At 71.7% G+C, this 15901-nt stretch carries 21 protein-coding genes; 12 read left to right on the top strand and 9 right to left on the bottom strand.

Features of this window, described 5'->3' with window-relative positions:
• Position 1 precedes the first annotated feature (1 nt).
• Positions 2-1237: an MFS transporter gene (locus ACFYTQ_RS36430; RefSeq protein ID WP_387370775.1), complete on the bottom strand. Its 1236-nt coding sequence runs from the start codon at positions 1235-1237 to the stop codon at positions 2-4.
• Positions 1234-2151 (bottom strand): LLM class flavin-dependent oxidoreductase, encoded by a 918-nt coding sequence (locus ACFYTQ_RS36425; RefSeq protein WP_387370773.1) that lies wholly within the window; start codon positions 2149-2151, stop codon positions 1234-1236. The genes ACFYTQ_RS36430 and ACFYTQ_RS36425 overlap by 4 nt, the downstream gene beginning before the upstream one ends.
• Positions 2152-2265: 114 nt before the next feature.
• Between ACFYTQ_RS36425 and ACFYTQ_RS36420 the strand changes: the two genes are divergently transcribed.
• The 4 genes from ACFYTQ_RS36420 (at position 2266) to ACFYTQ_RS36405 (ending at position 5036) form a co-directional block, all read left to right on the top strand.
• Positions 2266-2745 (top strand): MarR family winged helix-turn-helix transcriptional regulator, encoded by a 480-nt coding sequence (locus ACFYTQ_RS36420; protein ID WP_387370771.1) that lies wholly within the window; start codon positions 2266-2268, stop codon positions 2743-2745.
• Between the two features lie 16 nt (positions 2746-2761).
• Positions 2762-3205 carry a hypothetical protein gene (locus ACFYTQ_RS36415; RefSeq protein WP_387370770.1) on the top strand — a complete coding sequence of 148 codons (444 nt, stop codon included), beginning with the start codon at positions 2762-2764 and terminating at the stop codon, positions 3203-3205.
• Positions 3206-3245: 40 nt separating this feature from the next.
• The gene (locus ACFYTQ_RS36410; RefSeq protein ID WP_387370768.1) at positions 3246-3950 is read left to right on the top strand and encodes an alpha/beta fold hydrolase; all 705 of its coding nucleotides are present in this window, start codon (positions 3246-3248) and stop codon (positions 3948-3950) included.
• 201 nt (positions 3951-4151) lie between these two features.
• Positions 4152-5036, top strand: a complete 885-nt coding sequence (locus ACFYTQ_RS36405) for an alpha/beta hydrolase (RefSeq protein ID WP_387370766.1) — start codon at positions 4152-4154, stop codon at positions 5034-5036.
• 18 nt (positions 5037-5054) lie between these two features.
• On the opposite strand, the gene ACFYTQ_RS36400 is transcribed toward ACFYTQ_RS36405, so the two are convergent.
• Positions 5055-5636, bottom strand: a complete 582-nt coding sequence (locus ACFYTQ_RS36400) for a TetR/AcrR family transcriptional regulator (protein ID WP_387370764.1) — start codon at positions 5634-5636, stop codon at positions 5055-5057.
• 81 nt (positions 5637-5717) lie between these two features.
• Between ACFYTQ_RS36400 and ACFYTQ_RS36395 the strand changes: the two genes are divergently transcribed.
• Both ACFYTQ_RS36395 and ACFYTQ_RS36390 read left to right on the top strand, forming a co-directional pair.
• Positions 5718-6677, top strand: coding sequence for an NADP-dependent oxidoreductase (locus ACFYTQ_RS36395; protein WP_387370762.1), 960 nt, complete (start codon positions 5718-5720; stop codon positions 6675-6677).
• A gap of 681 nt (positions 6678-7358) precedes the next feature.
• On the top strand, positions 7359-8063 hold the full coding sequence (locus ACFYTQ_RS36390) for a GAF and ANTAR domain-containing protein (RefSeq protein ID WP_387370760.1): 705 nt from the start codon (positions 7359-7361) through the stop codon (positions 8061-8063).
• 12 nt (positions 8064-8075) lie between these two features.
• On the opposite strand, the gene ACFYTQ_RS36385 is transcribed toward ACFYTQ_RS36390, so the two are convergent.
• The gene (locus ACFYTQ_RS36385; protein WP_387370758.1) at positions 8076-8810 is read right to left on the bottom strand and encodes a hypothetical protein; all 735 of its coding nucleotides are present in this window, start codon (positions 8808-8810) and stop codon (positions 8076-8078) included.
• Positions 8811-8915: 105 nt separating this feature from the next.
• Between ACFYTQ_RS36385 and ACFYTQ_RS36380 the strand changes: the two genes are divergently transcribed.
• Both ACFYTQ_RS36380 and ACFYTQ_RS36375 read left to right on the top strand, forming a co-directional pair.
• Entirely contained in the window at positions 8916-9338 is a 423-nt protein-coding gene (locus tag ACFYTQ_RS36380; RefSeq protein ID WP_387370861.1) for a Zn-ribbon domain-containing OB-fold protein, read from the top strand.
• A complete protein-coding gene (locus ACFYTQ_RS36375; RefSeq protein WP_387370756.1) occupies positions 9331-10524 on the top strand; it encodes a lipid-transfer protein in 1194 nt (397 codons plus the stop codon). Before ACFYTQ_RS36380 ends, ACFYTQ_RS36375 begins: the two co-directional genes overlap by 8 nt.
• Positions 10525-10634: 110 nt before the next feature.
• On the opposite strand, the gene ACFYTQ_RS36370 is transcribed toward ACFYTQ_RS36375, so the two are convergent.
• Together ACFYTQ_RS36370 and ACFYTQ_RS36365 are read right to left on the bottom strand one after the other, a co-directional pair.
• Positions 10635-11357 (bottom strand): ATP-binding cassette domain-containing protein, encoded by a 723-nt coding sequence (locus ACFYTQ_RS36370; protein WP_387370754.1) that lies wholly within the window; start codon positions 11355-11357, stop codon positions 10635-10637.
• Between the two features lie 12 nt (positions 11358-11369).
• The gene (locus ACFYTQ_RS36365; protein WP_387370752.1) at positions 11370-11783 is read right to left on the bottom strand and encodes a GtrA family protein; all 414 of its coding nucleotides are present in this window, start codon (positions 11781-11783) and stop codon (positions 11370-11372) included.
• A gap of 84 nt (positions 11784-11867) precedes the next feature.
• On the opposite strand from ACFYTQ_RS36365, the gene ACFYTQ_RS36360 reads away from it, so the two are divergent.
• Both ACFYTQ_RS36360 and ACFYTQ_RS36355 read left to right on the top strand, forming a co-directional pair.
• Positions 11868-12467, top strand: coding sequence for a DUF4126 domain-containing protein (locus tag ACFYTQ_RS36360; RefSeq protein WP_387370750.1), 600 nt, complete (start codon positions 11868-11870; stop codon positions 12465-12467).
• 4 nt (positions 12468-12471) lie between these two features.
• Entirely contained in the window at positions 12472-12825 is a 354-nt protein-coding gene (locus tag ACFYTQ_RS36355; RefSeq protein WP_387370748.1) for a VOC family protein, read from the top strand.
• Positions 12826-12847: 22 nt separating this feature from the next.
• On the opposite strand, the gene ACFYTQ_RS36350 is transcribed toward ACFYTQ_RS36355, so the two are convergent.
• Entirely contained in the window at positions 12848-13159 is a 312-nt protein-coding gene (locus ACFYTQ_RS36350; protein ID WP_387370746.1) for a helix-turn-helix transcriptional regulator, read from the bottom strand.
• A gap of 160 nt (positions 13160-13319) precedes the next feature.
• On the opposite strand from ACFYTQ_RS36350, the gene ACFYTQ_RS36345 reads away from it, so the two are divergent.
• Complete coding sequence (locus ACFYTQ_RS36345; protein ID WP_387370744.1) at positions 13320-13478, top strand: hypothetical protein; 159 nt, start codon at positions 13320-13322, stop codon at positions 13476-13478.
• Positions 13479-13574: 96 nt separating this feature from the next.
• Entirely contained in the window at positions 13575-14555 is a 981-nt protein-coding gene (locus ACFYTQ_RS36340) for an aldo/keto reductase (protein ID WP_387370859.1), read from the top strand.
• A gap of 1 nt (position 14556) precedes the next feature.
• Here ACFYTQ_RS36340 and ACFYTQ_RS36335 read toward each other — a convergent pair whose 3' ends face one another.
• Positions 14557-14925 carry a hypothetical protein gene (locus ACFYTQ_RS36335; RefSeq protein ID WP_387370742.1) on the bottom strand — a complete coding sequence of 123 codons (369 nt, stop codon included), beginning with the start codon at positions 14923-14925 and terminating at the stop codon, positions 14557-14559.
• A gap of 143 nt (positions 14926-15068) precedes the next feature.
• On the bottom strand, positions 15069-15809 hold the full coding sequence (locus tag ACFYTQ_RS36330; RefSeq protein ID WP_387370740.1) for a transcriptional regulator: 741 nt from the start codon (positions 15807-15809) through the stop codon (positions 15069-15071).
• Positions 15810-15901: the final 92 nt, after the last annotated feature.

Raw genomic sequence — 15901 nt, 5'->3', positions numbered from 1 at the left:
GTCAGCGTGATTCGCGCATGCTGGACGCCGCGTCACCGCCGACCTTCGATGTCCCGGCCGCGCGCACCGCGGGCGCGTTCACCACCCACGACGCCACCAACGCCACGACCGCCAGCGCCCCCACCACGAGGGTGAAGGTGATCCCCGCGGTGCGCAGCCCCCACCACCGCACCGCCAACCCCTCACCCACCACCGGCACCGAGATCGCCAGGTAGGCAACGACGAACAACGTCGAGATCACCTCCGCGCGCCGCTGCGCGGGAGCCGCCTCCGCCAGCGCGCGCACACTCTTGGAGAACGTCACCCCCTGCCCCGCCCCGGCCACCACCGCCCCCGCCACCAGCCACACCCACGACCCCGCCAGCAACGCCACCAGAATCCCCCCGATCCCCACCACCAGCACCCCACAGCCCGCCACCAACGCCACCGCCGTGGGCACCGGCCGCACCAGCACCTGCGCCACCGCCGACGCCGCGAAGATCACCCCCACCACCAGCCCCGCCACCGCGTGATCGGACACCCCCAGAATCCCCGACAGGAACGTCGGCACCACCGCGGTGAACAACCCCAGCACCGCGAACCCCGCGAAACTCGCGATCGCCACGGGCACGAACACCGCCCGCACCGACGACGGCACCGAAAGCCCCTGCGGCGCAGGCGGTCTGCGCGAGGTCACCGGCACCGTCTCCGCCACCGCGACCAGGCCCGCGGCCGCCACCGCCAGCAACACCAGATGCACCACGAACGACAACTGCAACGGCCACCGCGCGTACTGCACCAGCACCCCCGACAGCACCGGCCCCAACCCCAGCCCACCCATGTTCGCGATCGTCGCCGCCACCGCCGCGAACTCGCGCCGCGCGGGCGGGGCCGCCTCCACGATCGCCACCGTCGCCGTCCCGGTGAACACGCCCGCCGACAACCCCGACAACCCGCGCCCGATCAGCAACTGCCACACCGGGCCCGCCGTCACGAACACCAGCGAACTCGCCGCCGCCAACCCCAGCCCCGCCGCCAGCATCGGGCGGCGCCCCACCACATCCGACCAGTGCCCCACCCCCACCAGCGCCGCGATCACCCCCACCGCGTAGGTGGCGAACACGATCGTCGTGGTGAGCACCGAGAACCCCAGCTTCGCCCCGTACAACCCGTACATCGACGTCGGCAGCGTCGTGCCCAGCATCACCACCGCGAACGCGTACACCAGCAGCGCGGCCGAATACCCGCGCCCGCTCACGCCAGCCCCGGCACGATCTGCGCGGCCACCCGCTCCATCTGCTCGGCCTCGTCGAACAACGGCGTGAACAACACCAGTTCCGCGCCCGCCGCGATCACCTCCCGCACCCCCGCCACACACTGCTCCGGCGTCCCCGTCACCGCGACCGGCGCGAAAGCGGTTGTCCCATACAGTTTTTCGAGAGCGTCCTCCACCCGTCGCCGCGCCCGGCCCGTGTCCTCGTCGACGGCGATGTAGACGCGTTTGGCGATCGGGAACCCCGCCGCGTCCCGGCCCGCCGCCGCCAGTTCGGCGCGCAACGTCCGCACCTGCTCGGCGAACGCCGCGGTCGTGGCCGACCCGGCCCCGAAGAACCCGTCCCCTAAGCGCGCCGCGCGCCGCAGCGCGTTGGGATGCCCGCCGCCGAACCACACCGGCGGGCTCGGCTTCTGCACCGGCCCCGGCAGGATCCGCGCGTCCCGCAACTGCCAGAACCGGCCCTCGAAATCCACACTCGGGCGCGACCACAACGCGCGCATCACCTCGATCCCCTCGGTGAACCGCGAGATCAACCCCTCCGGGTCGATCCCGAACGCCGCGAACGGCCGCCGCGTGCCGCCGCTGCCCACCCCCACCTCCACCCGGCCCCCCGACAGCTGATCCAGCGTCGCCAGCGACCGCGCCAGATGCACCGGACTGTGCAACGGGGTCACGAACACCGCGCAACCCAACCGCAACCGCTCGGTCAGCGCCGCCGCGTAGGTCATCGTCTCCACCGCCCCCAACTGCGGCATCGCGTTCATCGTGAGCACCTGCTCCTGGGTCCAGCCACTGTGGAAACCCAGCTCCTCGGCGCGGCGCACATAGGCCCCGAACGCGCGCGGATCGAACTCACCGTCGGCGTAGAACTGCGGAATCGAGATCGCGTAGCGCATACCAGCCCCAACACGACCCCCGCCGCGTCGCATTCCCGCCCCGCGAACGCCAGGCATACTGGTCGTCACGGAAAACGGCCCCCGCGGCCCCGACTCGACCAGGAGCGACCCCCCATGATCCACGACGCGCACACCCGCAGCGCCGAGGAACTCGCCGAGGCCGCCGATCTCTACCTGGCCCTGGGCCGCATCACCCGCCTGCTACGCCGCTCCGGCGACCTCGGCTCGCTCAGCCCCGGCGCGGCCGCCGCCCTGGCCACCCTCGTCCGCGGCGGCGCCATGCGCCTGGGCGACCTCGCCGCCGCCGAACGCGTCACCGCCCCCACCATGTCCCGCATCGTCACCGCCCTCGAGAAACTCGGCTACCTCGAACGCTTCGCCGACCCCGTCGACGGCCGCGCCCAACTCCTCGTCGCCACCGACCCCGCCCGCGACCTCGTCAACGGCCTCACCTCCGCCCGCATCCACCGCTTCGCCACCGCCCTGGACACCATCGACGCCGAAGACCGAAAGGTGTTGACCCGGGCGCTGACTCGGCTGGTGGAGTTGCTCGACGAACAGCCGGATAATCCGGGCGGTTCGCGACGGGTGTGAGGGAGGGAGGAGACCCGTGGCGGGGGAAAGAACATGGGAGGATCTGGTTCCCGAACTCTGCGACGTCGCGATAAGACACGGCGGGACAACACATCTGAGCGACGGCCAGGTGATCGTCTCGGCGAAGGAGTTCGTCCCCACCGACCATTCCGCGCGCACCATCGTCATCACACGCTTCGACGATGAGACGGTCCGCATCCGGACAGGCTGGTGCATCGACAGTCTCGCCGATCTGACCATCGCCGAACCCGGCCACCTGTCGTTCGTCGCGAGCCTCATCGACGCGATCTGCCGGGGCGGAGCCGAGGAACACGCGTTCCTCGACAGCGACGGACGATGGACCGGGGTCGCCTGGCGTATCCGCACGCCACGGGGAGCGGGAGTCACCCACGGGGACTTCGACAGCCCGCACGACAGGGCGATCCATCGACTCGAGGCGTGGGGCGCACCCTCCTCCTGAGGCACTCCGAAACCCTCGGCGCGCCGCGTAGATTGCCCCCATGGCGACCTTCGCGTTCATCCACGGCGCCGGAGACGTCGGCTGGTACTGGCACCTCGTCGAAACCGAACTCCGGGCGCGCGGCCACGACACCGTCGCGCCCGATCTGCCGTGTGACGACGATTCGGCCGGACTCGTCGAATACGCCGACATCGTGCTCGACGCCCTCGGCGACCGCGGCGACGTCATCGTCGTCGCGCAATCCTTCGGCGGATTCGTCGCGCCCCTGGTGTGCGAGCGGGCGGCGGTGAAACTCCTGATCCTCCTCGCGCCCATGATCCCCGCGCCCGGCGAGGCGCCCGCCGACTACTGGACCCACACCCGATACCACGACGAGCCCCGCGAAGCCTTCGACGACGTCTTCTACCACGACATCCCACCCGACCTCGCCGCCGCGGCCCGCGCCCGCGGACGCACCCAATCCGAGGCCCGCATGAGCGAGCCGTCCCCCCTGCGCGCCTGGCCCACCACCCCCACCCGCGTCCTGCTCTGCCGCGACGACCGCCTGTTCCCACCCCCCTACCTGCGCCGCGTCGCCCACGACCGCCTCCACCTCACCCCCGACGAAATCGACGGCGGCCACACCCCCGCCCTCAGCCACCCCACCGACCTCGCCGACCGCCTCGAAACCTACGCCACCGAATACGGCCTCCACCACCACATTCCGGCGCTTCCCGCCGAAACCCGTTGCGACACAAGCGATTGAATTCCCGCACACCTCTCCGACCGTACGAGGTTCGAGAGGCTGGACGATCGGTCGCACACACATCGCAACTCGATCACGAGGACCGCGGCAACGAACGAACCATCGCGGGGCCTCGGTCGCCCCCGGGCCTGCGAAAAGATTGACCCCGACCCCCCACGGGTAAGGAACCCACCAGCCACAGCCATCACACCCGGGGGACCCATGCCCGAAACCACCACGCCCACACCCACTTTCCTCTTCATCCACGGCCTCACCAGCACCAGCTACTACTGGACCCCCGTCATTCGCGAACTCGCCCTCCTCGGCCACCGCGGCCTGCCCATCGACCTCCCCGGCCACGGCCTCGACGCCGCCCCCATCCCACCCGCCTACCACACCCGGAACATCCCCGAATTCCTCACCGCCCCCTCACCCCTGGCCTCGATCACCGTGCAGGACAACGTCTCCCACGTCATCGACGTCGTCCAACGCGTCCGCGACCACGGCCCCGTCGTCGCGGTGGCCCACAGCCTCGGCGGCATCACCCTCGGCCTGGTCGCCAACGCCATCCCCGACGCCCTCGACCGCCTGATCTACCTGTCGGCGTTCTGCCCCTCCACCCCCGAAGCCCCCAGCGCCATGGCCTTGAGCCGCACCCCCGAGGCCACCACGGGCGTCCCGGTCCCCGACCCCCACCACTCCCTGTTCCTCGGCCCGGAACCGGTGTCGCGCGGCCTGATCCGGTTCAACCTGCGCTCCCCCGATCTCGCGGCCGTCGAGGACTTCCGCCGCACCAACATGCCCGAGGCCACCCTCGACCAAACCCTCACCGTCCTCAACTACGGCATGCAACCCGAGGACGCCGCCCACACCAGCCTCGCCGACGCCCGCATCGACCCCGCCACCTGGGGCCGCGTCCCCCACACCTATATCCGCCTCACCCTCGACCACGTCATCACCCCGGCCCTGGCCACCAAGATGATCACCGACGCCGACCAGCGCACCCCCGCCAACCCCTTCACCGTCCACACCCTGACCGCCGGACACGTCGGCGTCATCCTCCAAGCCCGCGCCCTCGCCGCCCTGCTCGTCACCCACTCGCGCTGAACACCCACGCGCCCAGCCTCATTCGCCCCCCGCGGGCGGGCGCAAACCGTCCAGCACCACATTCAGCAGACGATGCGCCTGCGCGGCCTGCGCGGGCGGGCGCGCCACGGTGAACACGCCGATGAGATGCGCCGCGACATCCTCGGCGGTCACATCGGCGCGCAACTCACCCGCGGCGCGACCCGCCGCGAGGATCTCACCCACCGCCGCCAACAACTCCGCCCGGGTGCGGGCATGAGCGATCTCCCCGGACTCGACCATCGCGCGCAGCGTGTCGAGCATCCCGTTCTTGGTCGCGATCCACTCCCCGAACAGATCCATCCACCCGCGCAGCGCCGCCGCCGGGGGCAGCCGCTCGAGCAACTCGCGAGCGCCGGTGGTCAACCGCTCCACCTGCCCCCGATACACGGCGTCCACCAGCGACTCGCGGGTGGGGAAGTGCCGGTAGAGCGTGGCGATGCCGACCCCGGCCTCCCGCGCGATCGCCCGCATCGACGGCTCGGCGTCCGCCTCGGCGAACAAGCGGGTCGCCACCGCGAGCACCTGGTCACGGTTGCGGGCCGCGTCCGAGCGCGCGGGCCGGACCTCCCTCTCGGTCAAAACGGATCACGCTCCGGTTGTGTTATCGTGGCGCACGGAACAGGAGCGTAGTCCGTTTCTCCCGACCCCGAGGAGGCCAGCATGCCCGACGGCAGCACCCCGACACCGGCGAGCCCGAGCAGAGCGGTGCGGCTCGAATCCTTCGGCGGCCCGGAAGTCCTTGCGCTCCGAGATGTTCCCGTACCGCAGGCGGGTCCGGGGCAGATCCGGGTGCGCGTCACCGCGGCCGGGCTCAACCCGATGGACTGGTTCATGACCTCCGACGAGCAGACCGCCGCCCGATTCGGTCTGAGCCTGCCGTGCGGATTCGGCACCGACTACGCGGGCGTGGTGGACCAGGTCGGCGACGGCTTCACCGCGTTCGCGCCCGGCGACCGCGTGTTCGGCGGCGTCCTGTCCCGCGCGATCGCCGACCACGTCATCATCGACGCGGCCGGGACCATCGCGCACGGCGGCCAGGCCCACCACACCCCCGACGGGGTCGACGACCGCACCGCCGCCGTCCTCACCATCGCGGGCTGCACCGCCGCCGCCGCACTCGCCGTCGTCGCCCCCGCACCCGGCGACACCGTCCTCATCGGCGGCGCCGCGGGCGGGGTCGGCGTGTTCGCCGTCCAGCTGGCCCGCCGCGCCGGAGCACGCGTCATCGGCACGGGATCACCGACCTCCGCGCGGTTCCTGCGCGACCTCGGCGCCGACCCGGTCACCTACGGCGACGGACTGCCCGACCGCGTCCGCGCCCTCGCCCCCGACGGCATCACCGCCGCGATCGACCTGCACGGCACCGAAACCGCTTACGCCGCACGCGAACTCGGCGTCCCCGACGCGCGCATCACCACCATCGCCGGGCAGATCGACGGCATCACCCCGGCCAACGGCGCCGACGCCGCCCCCGGCGCTCTCGACGAGATCGCCCGCCTGGTCGCGGCGGACGAGCTGCGGGTTCCGATCGCCGCGACTTTCCCGGTCGAGCGGATCCGCGCCGCGGTCGAGCTCCAGGCCGGGCGGCACGTGCAGGGCAAGGTCGTCGTCGAACTGTAGGGGTGATCCCTGAGCGCCGCTGGTACGGCGATCGGTGTGAGCACGCCTTCCTCAGCCCCGGACGGGATCGAGATCCCGGCGCGGGGGCGGCATCGCCTAGCGCAGCGCCGAGATCGGACGACGAACCGACCCCCAAAAACCTTGGCGCACAACAGGTCCGCAGACACATAGCCGCGCGCCCGGTATGAACCGCCGCCCCATCGCCGAATGCGGCCCCGCCCTGCGAATTCCGGCAACCTCGACCTGCTGGACACATCACCCACCGCCGTCGTCGCCCCCCGATGTCGACACGCCGCCGCGCGTTCCCGAACGGGCATTGTCGGTAAATCGCATTGGGGCACAACGGCTTTCTCGCCGACCGAACCCTCCAGACACGCACGGCCGAATCCGGGGGATGCGCCCAGGAACCGTTCGTGGGAAACTGAGCAAGCCGGTGTATCCGGTGGCCCGCCCGATCGGTCGAGTTGCCTCGACCCCCGACTCCTCGTGGGGTTCGGTTCGACCACGCCCAGGAGACGCGGCCCGCGGTGGAAGCGGGTTTCGGCTGCTCCGATCGAGATGATGTCGTCGCGCTCCCCTGACCGCGGCACGAACACGCTGAGCAGGCGCCCGGGGCGGGCGTCGCGAGGGTCCCCACGATCTCCAGGCCAGCGGGCACACCCACACGGATCGGAGCGACCCATGAACGGGCGCACCCACACCCGCCTGCACGCCGCGATCGCGGCGATCGGGCAACCCGTCCCCGCCGCGACCTGGGGACACCGCATCTGCGCGGCCTGCGTCACCTGCCTGCCCGGCGTCGACGCCGTCGCGGTCACCCTGCGCGCCGACATCGACAGCCTCGAGATCTTCGGCAGCAGCTGCGACTGGGGCCAGAACCTCGAAGACGCCCAGTACGGATTCGGTGAGGGACCGGCACGGGACGCCTACGCCCTGCGCGCGGGCGAACCGGTCAAATCCGTACAGATCGAGCGCGACCCCCGCTGGCCCATCTTCGGCGCCTACGCCGCGACCGTCAACGCGGGCGCGGTCACCGCCCTCCCGCTGCGACTCGGCGCCGCCCCCTTCGGCTCGCTCGACCTGTATTCCGCGGGCGCCCAAGCGATTTCCGACCGCACCCGCGACGACGCCACCACCCTGACCGCACTCACCGGCCGCGCACTGGCCGAGGAGAACGACCAAGCCCCCTGGCGCATCCGCTCCGAGGTCGTCTACCACGACGTCGACACCGCCTGCGGCATGCTCGCCGCCCACAGCGACTACACCCTCGCCGACGCCCTCGCCCGCCTCCGCGCCCACGCCTTCGCCACCGACCAAACCCTCTCCTGCACCGCCGCCGACGTCATCGCAGGCTGCGTGAACCTACTCCCCGACGCCGCCGACTGACCCGCACCCGGATCAGTAATCCAGGACGTGCTCGGGCTGACACACCTGCATCGGCGACGGCAGATACCGCACCACCGCGTCGAGCAGCGCCGCGAGGTCCGCGCTGCGCGGCGCCGCGTCGCACAGCACCGGCACCACCTCCCCGACGAGCGTGCGGGCGCGGATCCGGTCGGGCAGGTCGTCGGGCACCCCCGCCTCCGGCGCGTCGGACACCGCCGCCACCAGACCGCGATACCACCGCCGCGCGAGTTCCCAACGCCCCCCGAAGAATTCGCTCTCCAACGGCGCCCGCGACCACATCGTGACCAGATCGACGATCCCCAGAAACCCCGGCCCCACCCCCACCGGGATCTGCACCGGCACCGGGACCGCGCCGCGCGCGGCGGTGATCACCCGCAGGGCGCGGCCGAAATCGGCGGCGGGGTGGGCGAGGTCGGTCACCAGGCACAGCCTCGCGACCTGATGGTCGTCGGCCACCCGCAGCACCGTCTCGAGCCGCGGATCGGCGTCGGCCGCGCCGGCCAGCACGATCAGCCCGTCGGCGACCCGGATCGCGCGCTCGACGTGGGCGATCGGGGCGCGGGTGGACAGCTCGGTGAGGTGCATCGTGTGCTCGTGCCAGCGCAGCGCGGCCGCCGTGCCCGATCCCGTCGCCACCAGCCGCCGCACGATCCGCCGCGTGTCCCCGGGGTCCCCGGCGATCGTCACGGTGCGGATCGCCTGCGGGTCAATGTCATTCGTGCCCACCGACCGAACCGTACCGGTTGGCACGGATTCACGGAACCGTTCCCATTCCAAAATAGAACGTGTTCCTATAACGTCGGTGGCGTGCAGAAGCAACAACGCCCCGCGGTGGCCGACTGGTTCACCGCCGAGGACGGCACGCCGCGCCTGATCGGGAGCCGCTGCGGCGTCTGCGGTACGCCGTACTTCCCGCGCAACACCCTCGCGTGCCGCAACCCGCAGTGCGACAGCCCCAAGGACGGGTCGGAACTGGCCGAGTACCGGTTCTCCTCGCGCGGACGGATCTGGTCCTACGCCGACGCCCGCTACCAGCCGCCCCCGCCCTACGTCTCCCCCGACCCGTTCGAGCCCTACCTCGTCGCCGCGGTCGAACTCGACGTCGAGCGGATGGTCGTCCTCGGGCAGGTCGTGCGCGGGCTCAGCGTGGACGACCTGGCCGTCGGCATGCCGGTCGAACTGACCGTGGGCGTGCTCTACACCGACGCCGACACCGAGCACACCGTGTGGATGTGGAGGCCCGTCGATGCCTGACCGCGATATCGCCGTCCTGGGTGCGGGCATGCACCCATGGGGCAAGTGGGGACGCAATTTCGTCGAATACGGCCTGGTCGCCGCGCGCGCCGCGCTGGCCGACGCCGGGATCGACCACCGCGACGTCGGCTACATCGCGGGCGCGGACACTATCCGCAACGGCTACCCCGGCTTCGTCTCCGGCGCGACCTTCGCCCAGGCGCTGGGCTGGTCGGGCGCGCGGATCTCGAGCAGCTACGCCGCCTGCGCCTCGGGCGCCCAGGCCATCGCCACCGCGCGCGCCCAGATCCTCGCCGGGCTCACCGAGGTCGCGCTCGTCGTCGGCGCGGACGCCGCGCCCAAGGGGTTCTTCCAGCCCGTCGGCGGGGAGCGCCGCGACGATCCGGACTGGCTGCGGTTCCACCTGCTCGGCGCGACCAACCCCATCTACTTCGCGCTCTACGCCCGCCGCCGCATGGCCCTGCACGGCGCGACCCTCGACGACTTCGCCGCGGTCAAGGTGAAGAACGCCCGCCACGGCCTGCACAACCCGTACGCCCGCTACCGCAAGGAGGTCACCGCGCAGGAGGTGTCGGCCTCGGCGATCGTGTCCGATCCGCTTCGGCTGCTCGACATCTGCGCCACCAGCGACGGCGGCGCGGCCCTCGTGCTGACCTCGATGGACTACGCCCGCCGCCACGGCAGCACCGATCCGGTACGGATCCGCGCGCTGTCCACGATCACCCCGACGTTCCCCAAGACCGTCCTCGATCTGCCCGACTTCGCCACCGACTCCGCCGTGGCCGTCGACCCGCCGCCGCGCCCCTTCCGCGCGGCCATCGCCCACGCCGCCTACGAGGAGGCCGGGCTGGGCCCGTCGGACCTGTCCTTCGCCGAGGTCTACGACCTGTCCACCGCGCTGGAACTGGACTGGTACGAAGACATCGGCCTGTGCGAGACCGGCGCCGCGGAGCAGCTGTTGCGCAGCGGCGCAACGACATTGGGCGGCCGCGTCCCGGTCAACCCCAGCGGCGGCCTGGCCTGCTTCGGCGAAGCCATCCCCGCCCAAGCCATCGCCCAGATCTGCGAACTGACCTGGCAACTGCGCGGCCAGGCCGACGGCCGCCAGGTCGAGGGCGCCCGCGCGGGAATCGCGGTGAACCAGGGCCTGTTTGGGCACGGGTCCGCGACTATCGTGGTGCGCTGAGACACGGTGGCGGGCAGCGGCCGACGGCTCGCCCGCACCACGCGGGGAGGCAGACCGCTCGAGCGGGAACCCGACCGCTCCCGGCGAAACCCGCTGGCGCCCAACCGGTGTCACGGCGCGGCGAGCAGGGCGCGCACGAACGGGTCGCTCGACCGGGAGAGCTCGTCGGGGGAGCCCGCCGCGACGACGCGGCCCTCGTGCAGGATCACCAGCCGGTCGGCGATACCCCGGCGGGTCAGCAGCGACACCTCGTTGCTGACGGCCACGACGGTCGCGCCCGCGTCGGCGTACCTCCGCAGCGACATCCACACCCCGAACGCCGTTCCGGCGTCGAGGGAATTCGCCGGGCCGTCGGCGACGAGCACGGACGGCTCGGGTAGCAGGGCGGCGGCCAGAGCCGCCCTCTGGATCTGGCCGCCCGAATGCTGATGCGGCAGTAGATCCAGCGCCTCGCGCGGGTAATACGCCGCGGCGCAGGCTTGTTCGACGCGGGCGCTGTCGTGATGGCGGCGCAACTGCGCGCCCACCGTCTGCTCGGGGTCGAACGCGCGCACCCCGTCCTGCGGCACATACCCCACCACCGGCCCCCGCAGCCGCGGCCACTGCCCGGCGCCGACGACCGACCCGTTGATCAGCACCTGCCCCCGCACCCGCGCGGCGGCGGGCAGTTGCCCGGTCAGCGCCAGCGCGACCATCGTCTTGCCCGCCCCCGGCCCGCCGAGCAGCGCGGTGATCCGGCCCGGTTCCGCGACCAGATCGACCGCCGCGAGCACCGTCTGGCGCCAGCGCTCGTTCTCGACCCGGACTGTGACCGAACGCAATTCAGCACTCATGTACCCACCCTCTCAGAACACCAACCCCCGCAACGCGAGGAACCGCAGCGCGCCCACCGCGGCCGTGATCGCGAGCACCGCGCCCGCCTGCCCGGCCGCGCCCAGACCCGGCGCCCACCGCGCCAGCCCCGCCAAAGCCGCTGTGCTGCAGAGCAATCCGGCCGCCGCGAGCCCCCCGCCCTCCCACTGCGCGGTGAACCAGCCGACCCGGCCCGCCGCGCGGAAGGTGAGCTGGCGGTGCAGTTCGTTGGCCAGGACCGTGCTCACGATCGACCCCACGATATTGGCCAGCATCGGCCCCGACCGGTCCAGCGCGCAGAACACCAGCGCGTAGGCGATATTGCTCGATCCGCCGACGAGGGCGAAGCGCAGCAACTGGGCCAGCGCGCGCTCACCCCGGACAAGCTGTGTCACAAGACCGTTCACCCCGCCACCGTCGCCCGCCCCGCTGACACCGCACTGACGCCGTACTCACACCGCACCGACGCCTGCGGACTGCACACTGGTGGGGTGGAGATCTCAGCGGCCCTCACGGCCATCCTCGGCGCCTTCGGTCTGTCCGGCGCCGCCGGGCTCAACGCCTGGCTTCCCCTGCTCGTCGTCGGCGGCGCGGACCGTCTCGGCTGGATCGATCTGGGCGACTCCTACTCCTGGCTGTCGTCGACGCCCGCGCTGCTCGGGCTCGCCGTGCTGTTCGTCCTCGACCTCATCGGCGACAAGATCCCCGCCCTCGACTCGGCCGTGCACGCCGTCGGCACCCTCATCGCCCCCACCTCCGGCGCCATCCTCTTCGCCGCCGACACCAGCCTCGAGTCCCACCTCCCGCCCACCGTCGCCGTCGTCCTGGGCGCCCTCACCGCGGGCAGCGTGCACGTCGGCCGCACCGTCGCCCGGCCCTTCGTCACCGCGACCACCGCGGGCGCGGGCAACCCGGTGGTCTCCACCGCCGAGGACGGCACCTCCCTCGTCCTGACCGTCCTCGCCCTGGCCGTCCCGATCCTGGCCTTCGTCGCCGTCCTGATCCTGCTGATCGTGGTGTGGTGGTTGGCTCTTCGCGCCCGGCGCTGGGTCCGCGCCCGGCGCGCGCGCAGAGCGGCCGTGCCAGACTGACGCCATGGAACGAGTCCTCGGCATCGGCGGCTACTTTCTGCGCGCCGCCGACCCCGCCGCCCTCACCGCCTGGTACCGCGACTGCCTCGGCCTCGACGCCACCGACAACGCCGTGTGGCAGCAACAGCCCGGCCCCACCGTCTTCGCGCCCTTCCCCGCCGACACCGACTACTTCGGCGCTCGCACCCAGCAGACCATGCTCAACTTCCGGGTCCGCGACCTCGACGCCATGCTCACCCAGCTCCGGGACAAGGGCGCGAATGTCGCCGAGGAGATCCAGGACATGGACGGGATCGGCCGGTTCGGCTGGGTCACCGACCCGGAGGGAAACCGTATCGAACTGTGGCAACCCGCCTGAGAGCCTACAAGCCGACGAGAGCCTACGAATCCCGCTGCGCCCCAGTCCCGTTCGCGGCCCGCAGCGCGGCGTTGTCGTCCTCCAACTCCAGAATCCGCCGCACCCCCGCCAGATTCACCCCGTCGCGCACCAACGCCACGATCCGCCGCAGCCGCGCCAGATCCGCGCTGCTGTAGCGGCGGGTGCCGCCCGCGCTGCGCGCCGGGGTGACCAGACCGTGGCGTTCGTAGAGCCGCAGGGTCTGCACCCCGATACCGGACAAATCGGCCGCGACGGAGATCGCGTAAACCCCTACCGTCGGGTCGGGCAGTGGCTGCCCCTGGTCAGGACCCATTTCCACACCTCACCTCCGATCCGACAACGGCATTATAGGGACCGGTTCGGTTGAGCTCGATTCCCGCGATCTGCTATACAAAATCTAACACTGACGATATAGATCCGAGCCGCTCGCCACCGCGAGCCGGAGCCGTAGGTGTTTCCGGAGGAGATCCGTGATGACCGTTCGACCGCAAGCCGCCCCCGTATCCCCCCGCGACGACGGCGACAGCGCCGACGAGGCCGTCGTCTGGCCCGATCCCAGTCCGCTCGCCGCGTGGTGGACCAAGATCATGCAAACCCCCGGCGACCGCCGGAGCGGGGCCGCCCCCGTCTAGGTTTCCTCTTGACCTGGAGCGCACTCCAAGCCGTAGCGTCGGTGCCGGTGACCACGATTCACCCATTCGCGCAACGAAGGAGGACCGCACTCCATGATCGCAACGAGGACGTTGGGCACGCTGACCGTCGGCGCGCAGGGGCTCGGCTGCATGGGCATGAGCCACGCCTACGGCGACCGCGGTGACGACCGCGAATCCATCGCCACCATCCACCGCGCGCTCGACCTCGGCGTCACCCTGCTCGACACCGCCAACGTGTACGGGGCGGGCGTCAACGAGGAACTGGTCGGCCGCGCCATCGCCGACCGCCGCGACAAGGTCGTGCTCGCAACGAAATTCGGCATCGTGTGGGGCGACAGCGGCCCGGCGGGCACGCGCGGCGACGCCGCCTACGTGCGGCAGTGCCTCGACGAGTCGCTGACCCGGCTGGGCGTGGACCACATCGACCTGTACTACCAGCACCGCGTCGACCCCGCCGTGCCCGTCGAGGAGACCTGGGGCGCGCTCGCCGACCTCGTGCGCGCCGGGAAGGTCCGCCACCTCGGCATCTCCGAGGCGTCCGCGGACACCATCCGCCGCGCCCACGCCGTGCACCCGGTGACCGCGTTGCAGAGCGAATGGTCGCTGTGGACCCGCGACATCGAGGCCGAGATCGTGCCCACCTGCCGCGAACTGGGCATCGGCATCGTCCCGTTCTCCCCGCTGGGCCGCGGCATGCTCACCGGCGCGCTCGCCTCCGTCGCCGACCTGCCCGAGAACGACATGCGCCGTCGCCTGCCCCGCTTCAGCGACGCCAACTTCGAGCGCAACCTCGCCCTGGTCGACGCGCTGCGCACCCTCGCCGCCGAAAAGGGCGTCACCGCAGGGCAATTGGCGTTGGCGTGGGTCCAGCACCAGGGCGAGGACGTCGTCCCCATCCCCGGCACCAAACGCCGCGCCTACCTCGAGGAGAACGTCGCCGCCGCCGACCTCACCCTCACCCCCGAGGATCTCGCGCGCATCGAGTCCGCCGCCCCCGCCACCGCCGTCGCGGGCGCCCGCTACCCCGAGGACATGCAGCGCGCCACCGGCCACTGACTCAATTGCGCGGCGCCGCTTGCACTTCGAACGTCACCGGAGTGGACGCGGTGAGCGACGCGCCCGGCGCGGGCGACTGCTCGGCGATGACCCACGGCGTGGTCATCGCGTTCGGATCCTGCCGCACATCGCTCCCGTCGGGCGCGGTCACCGCCGCGATGTCGTAACACAACGCCGCGCCGACCACCGTCTCGCCCAACCGCTTTCCCCGGAAGTCCGGCATCACCTGCGGCCACTGGGTTGTCGCGCAATCCCCACCCGCCGCCGGTGCGGACGTCGCCGTCGCCGCCACCGTCGAACTGTGCCCGCTGTGCCCCTCGTGCGACTCCGACCCCCCGCACCCCGCGACGCCCAACACGAGAACGAACATCGAGACACCGATCCCGGTGCGACGCATAAGGTTTCCTCCGTGATCGAGCCGATGATCCGAACGCGCTCGAACCCTAGTACGCCCCCACCCACCCGCGCGTCCGGGGTCCGCCTTCGCGGCGGCCACGGGACCGGTGGGCCGCGCTATGTCCGGTCGACCCCCGACGGTGTGACACCCCAGCTGGCGAGGAGTTTGAGCCGGTCCTCCGACGGCGTGCCGGGTTCGGCGGTGTAAGTGATCAGGTTGTGCACGGCCGGACCCGGTAGGGGAAGGTCGAGGTCGCGGAAGGTCAGTTCCAGCTCCCCGACCTCGGGGTGCCGCAGCCGTTTGCCGCCGTCGTGGCGGATCAGGACGTCGTGGGCGGCCCACCGGGAGCGGAATTCGGGGCTCAGCGTGCACAACTCGCCGACCAGTTCGCGCAGCGCACGGTCGCGGGGCTCACGCCCGGCCTCCGCGCGCAGCAGGGCCGCGGTGGCGGCGCAGGCGGCGTCCCAGTCGGGGAAGAACTCCCGGGCGCCGGGGTCGAGGAAGATGTAGCGGCTCAGGTTGGGGCGGCCGCGCCGATCGACCGTGGCGCTGGCGAACATCGGCGAGAACACCGCTCGGGCCAGCGCATTGCTGGCGACCACCTCGGTGCGGCCATTGCGCACGAACGCCGCGGACAGTGTCATCGCGTCGAGCAGCCACCGCACCTGCGGCGGAACCTCGACATCCCGCCGCCGCGACCGTGCGCGACCCGCGGGCCGCGCCGACCGGGCCAGGTCGAACAGGTAGGTGCGTTCGTCGTCGTCCAGTCGCAGCGCGCGAGCGACCGCGTCCAGGACGTCCTCGGACACACCCGCGATGTGCCCCTTCTCCAGCCGCACATACCAATCCGTGCTCACCCCGATCAGCATGTATTTAGTGCATACTAGCTGACCAGCGGAAACGGGACAACGGGGGTCGGGCAGACGGAACCCCACGATGTTCCGCGTTA

Origin of the sequence: Nocardia sp. NPDC004068 (genome assembly GCF_042874315.1) — a bacterium.
In the GTDB taxonomy this organism is placed as follows: domain Bacteria; phylum Actinomycetota; class Actinomycetes; order Mycobacteriales; family Mycobacteriaceae; genus Nocardia.
The sequence above is the reverse complement of the archived record's forward strand: the minus strand, read 5'-3'. Positions and strand labels throughout refer to the sequence as shown.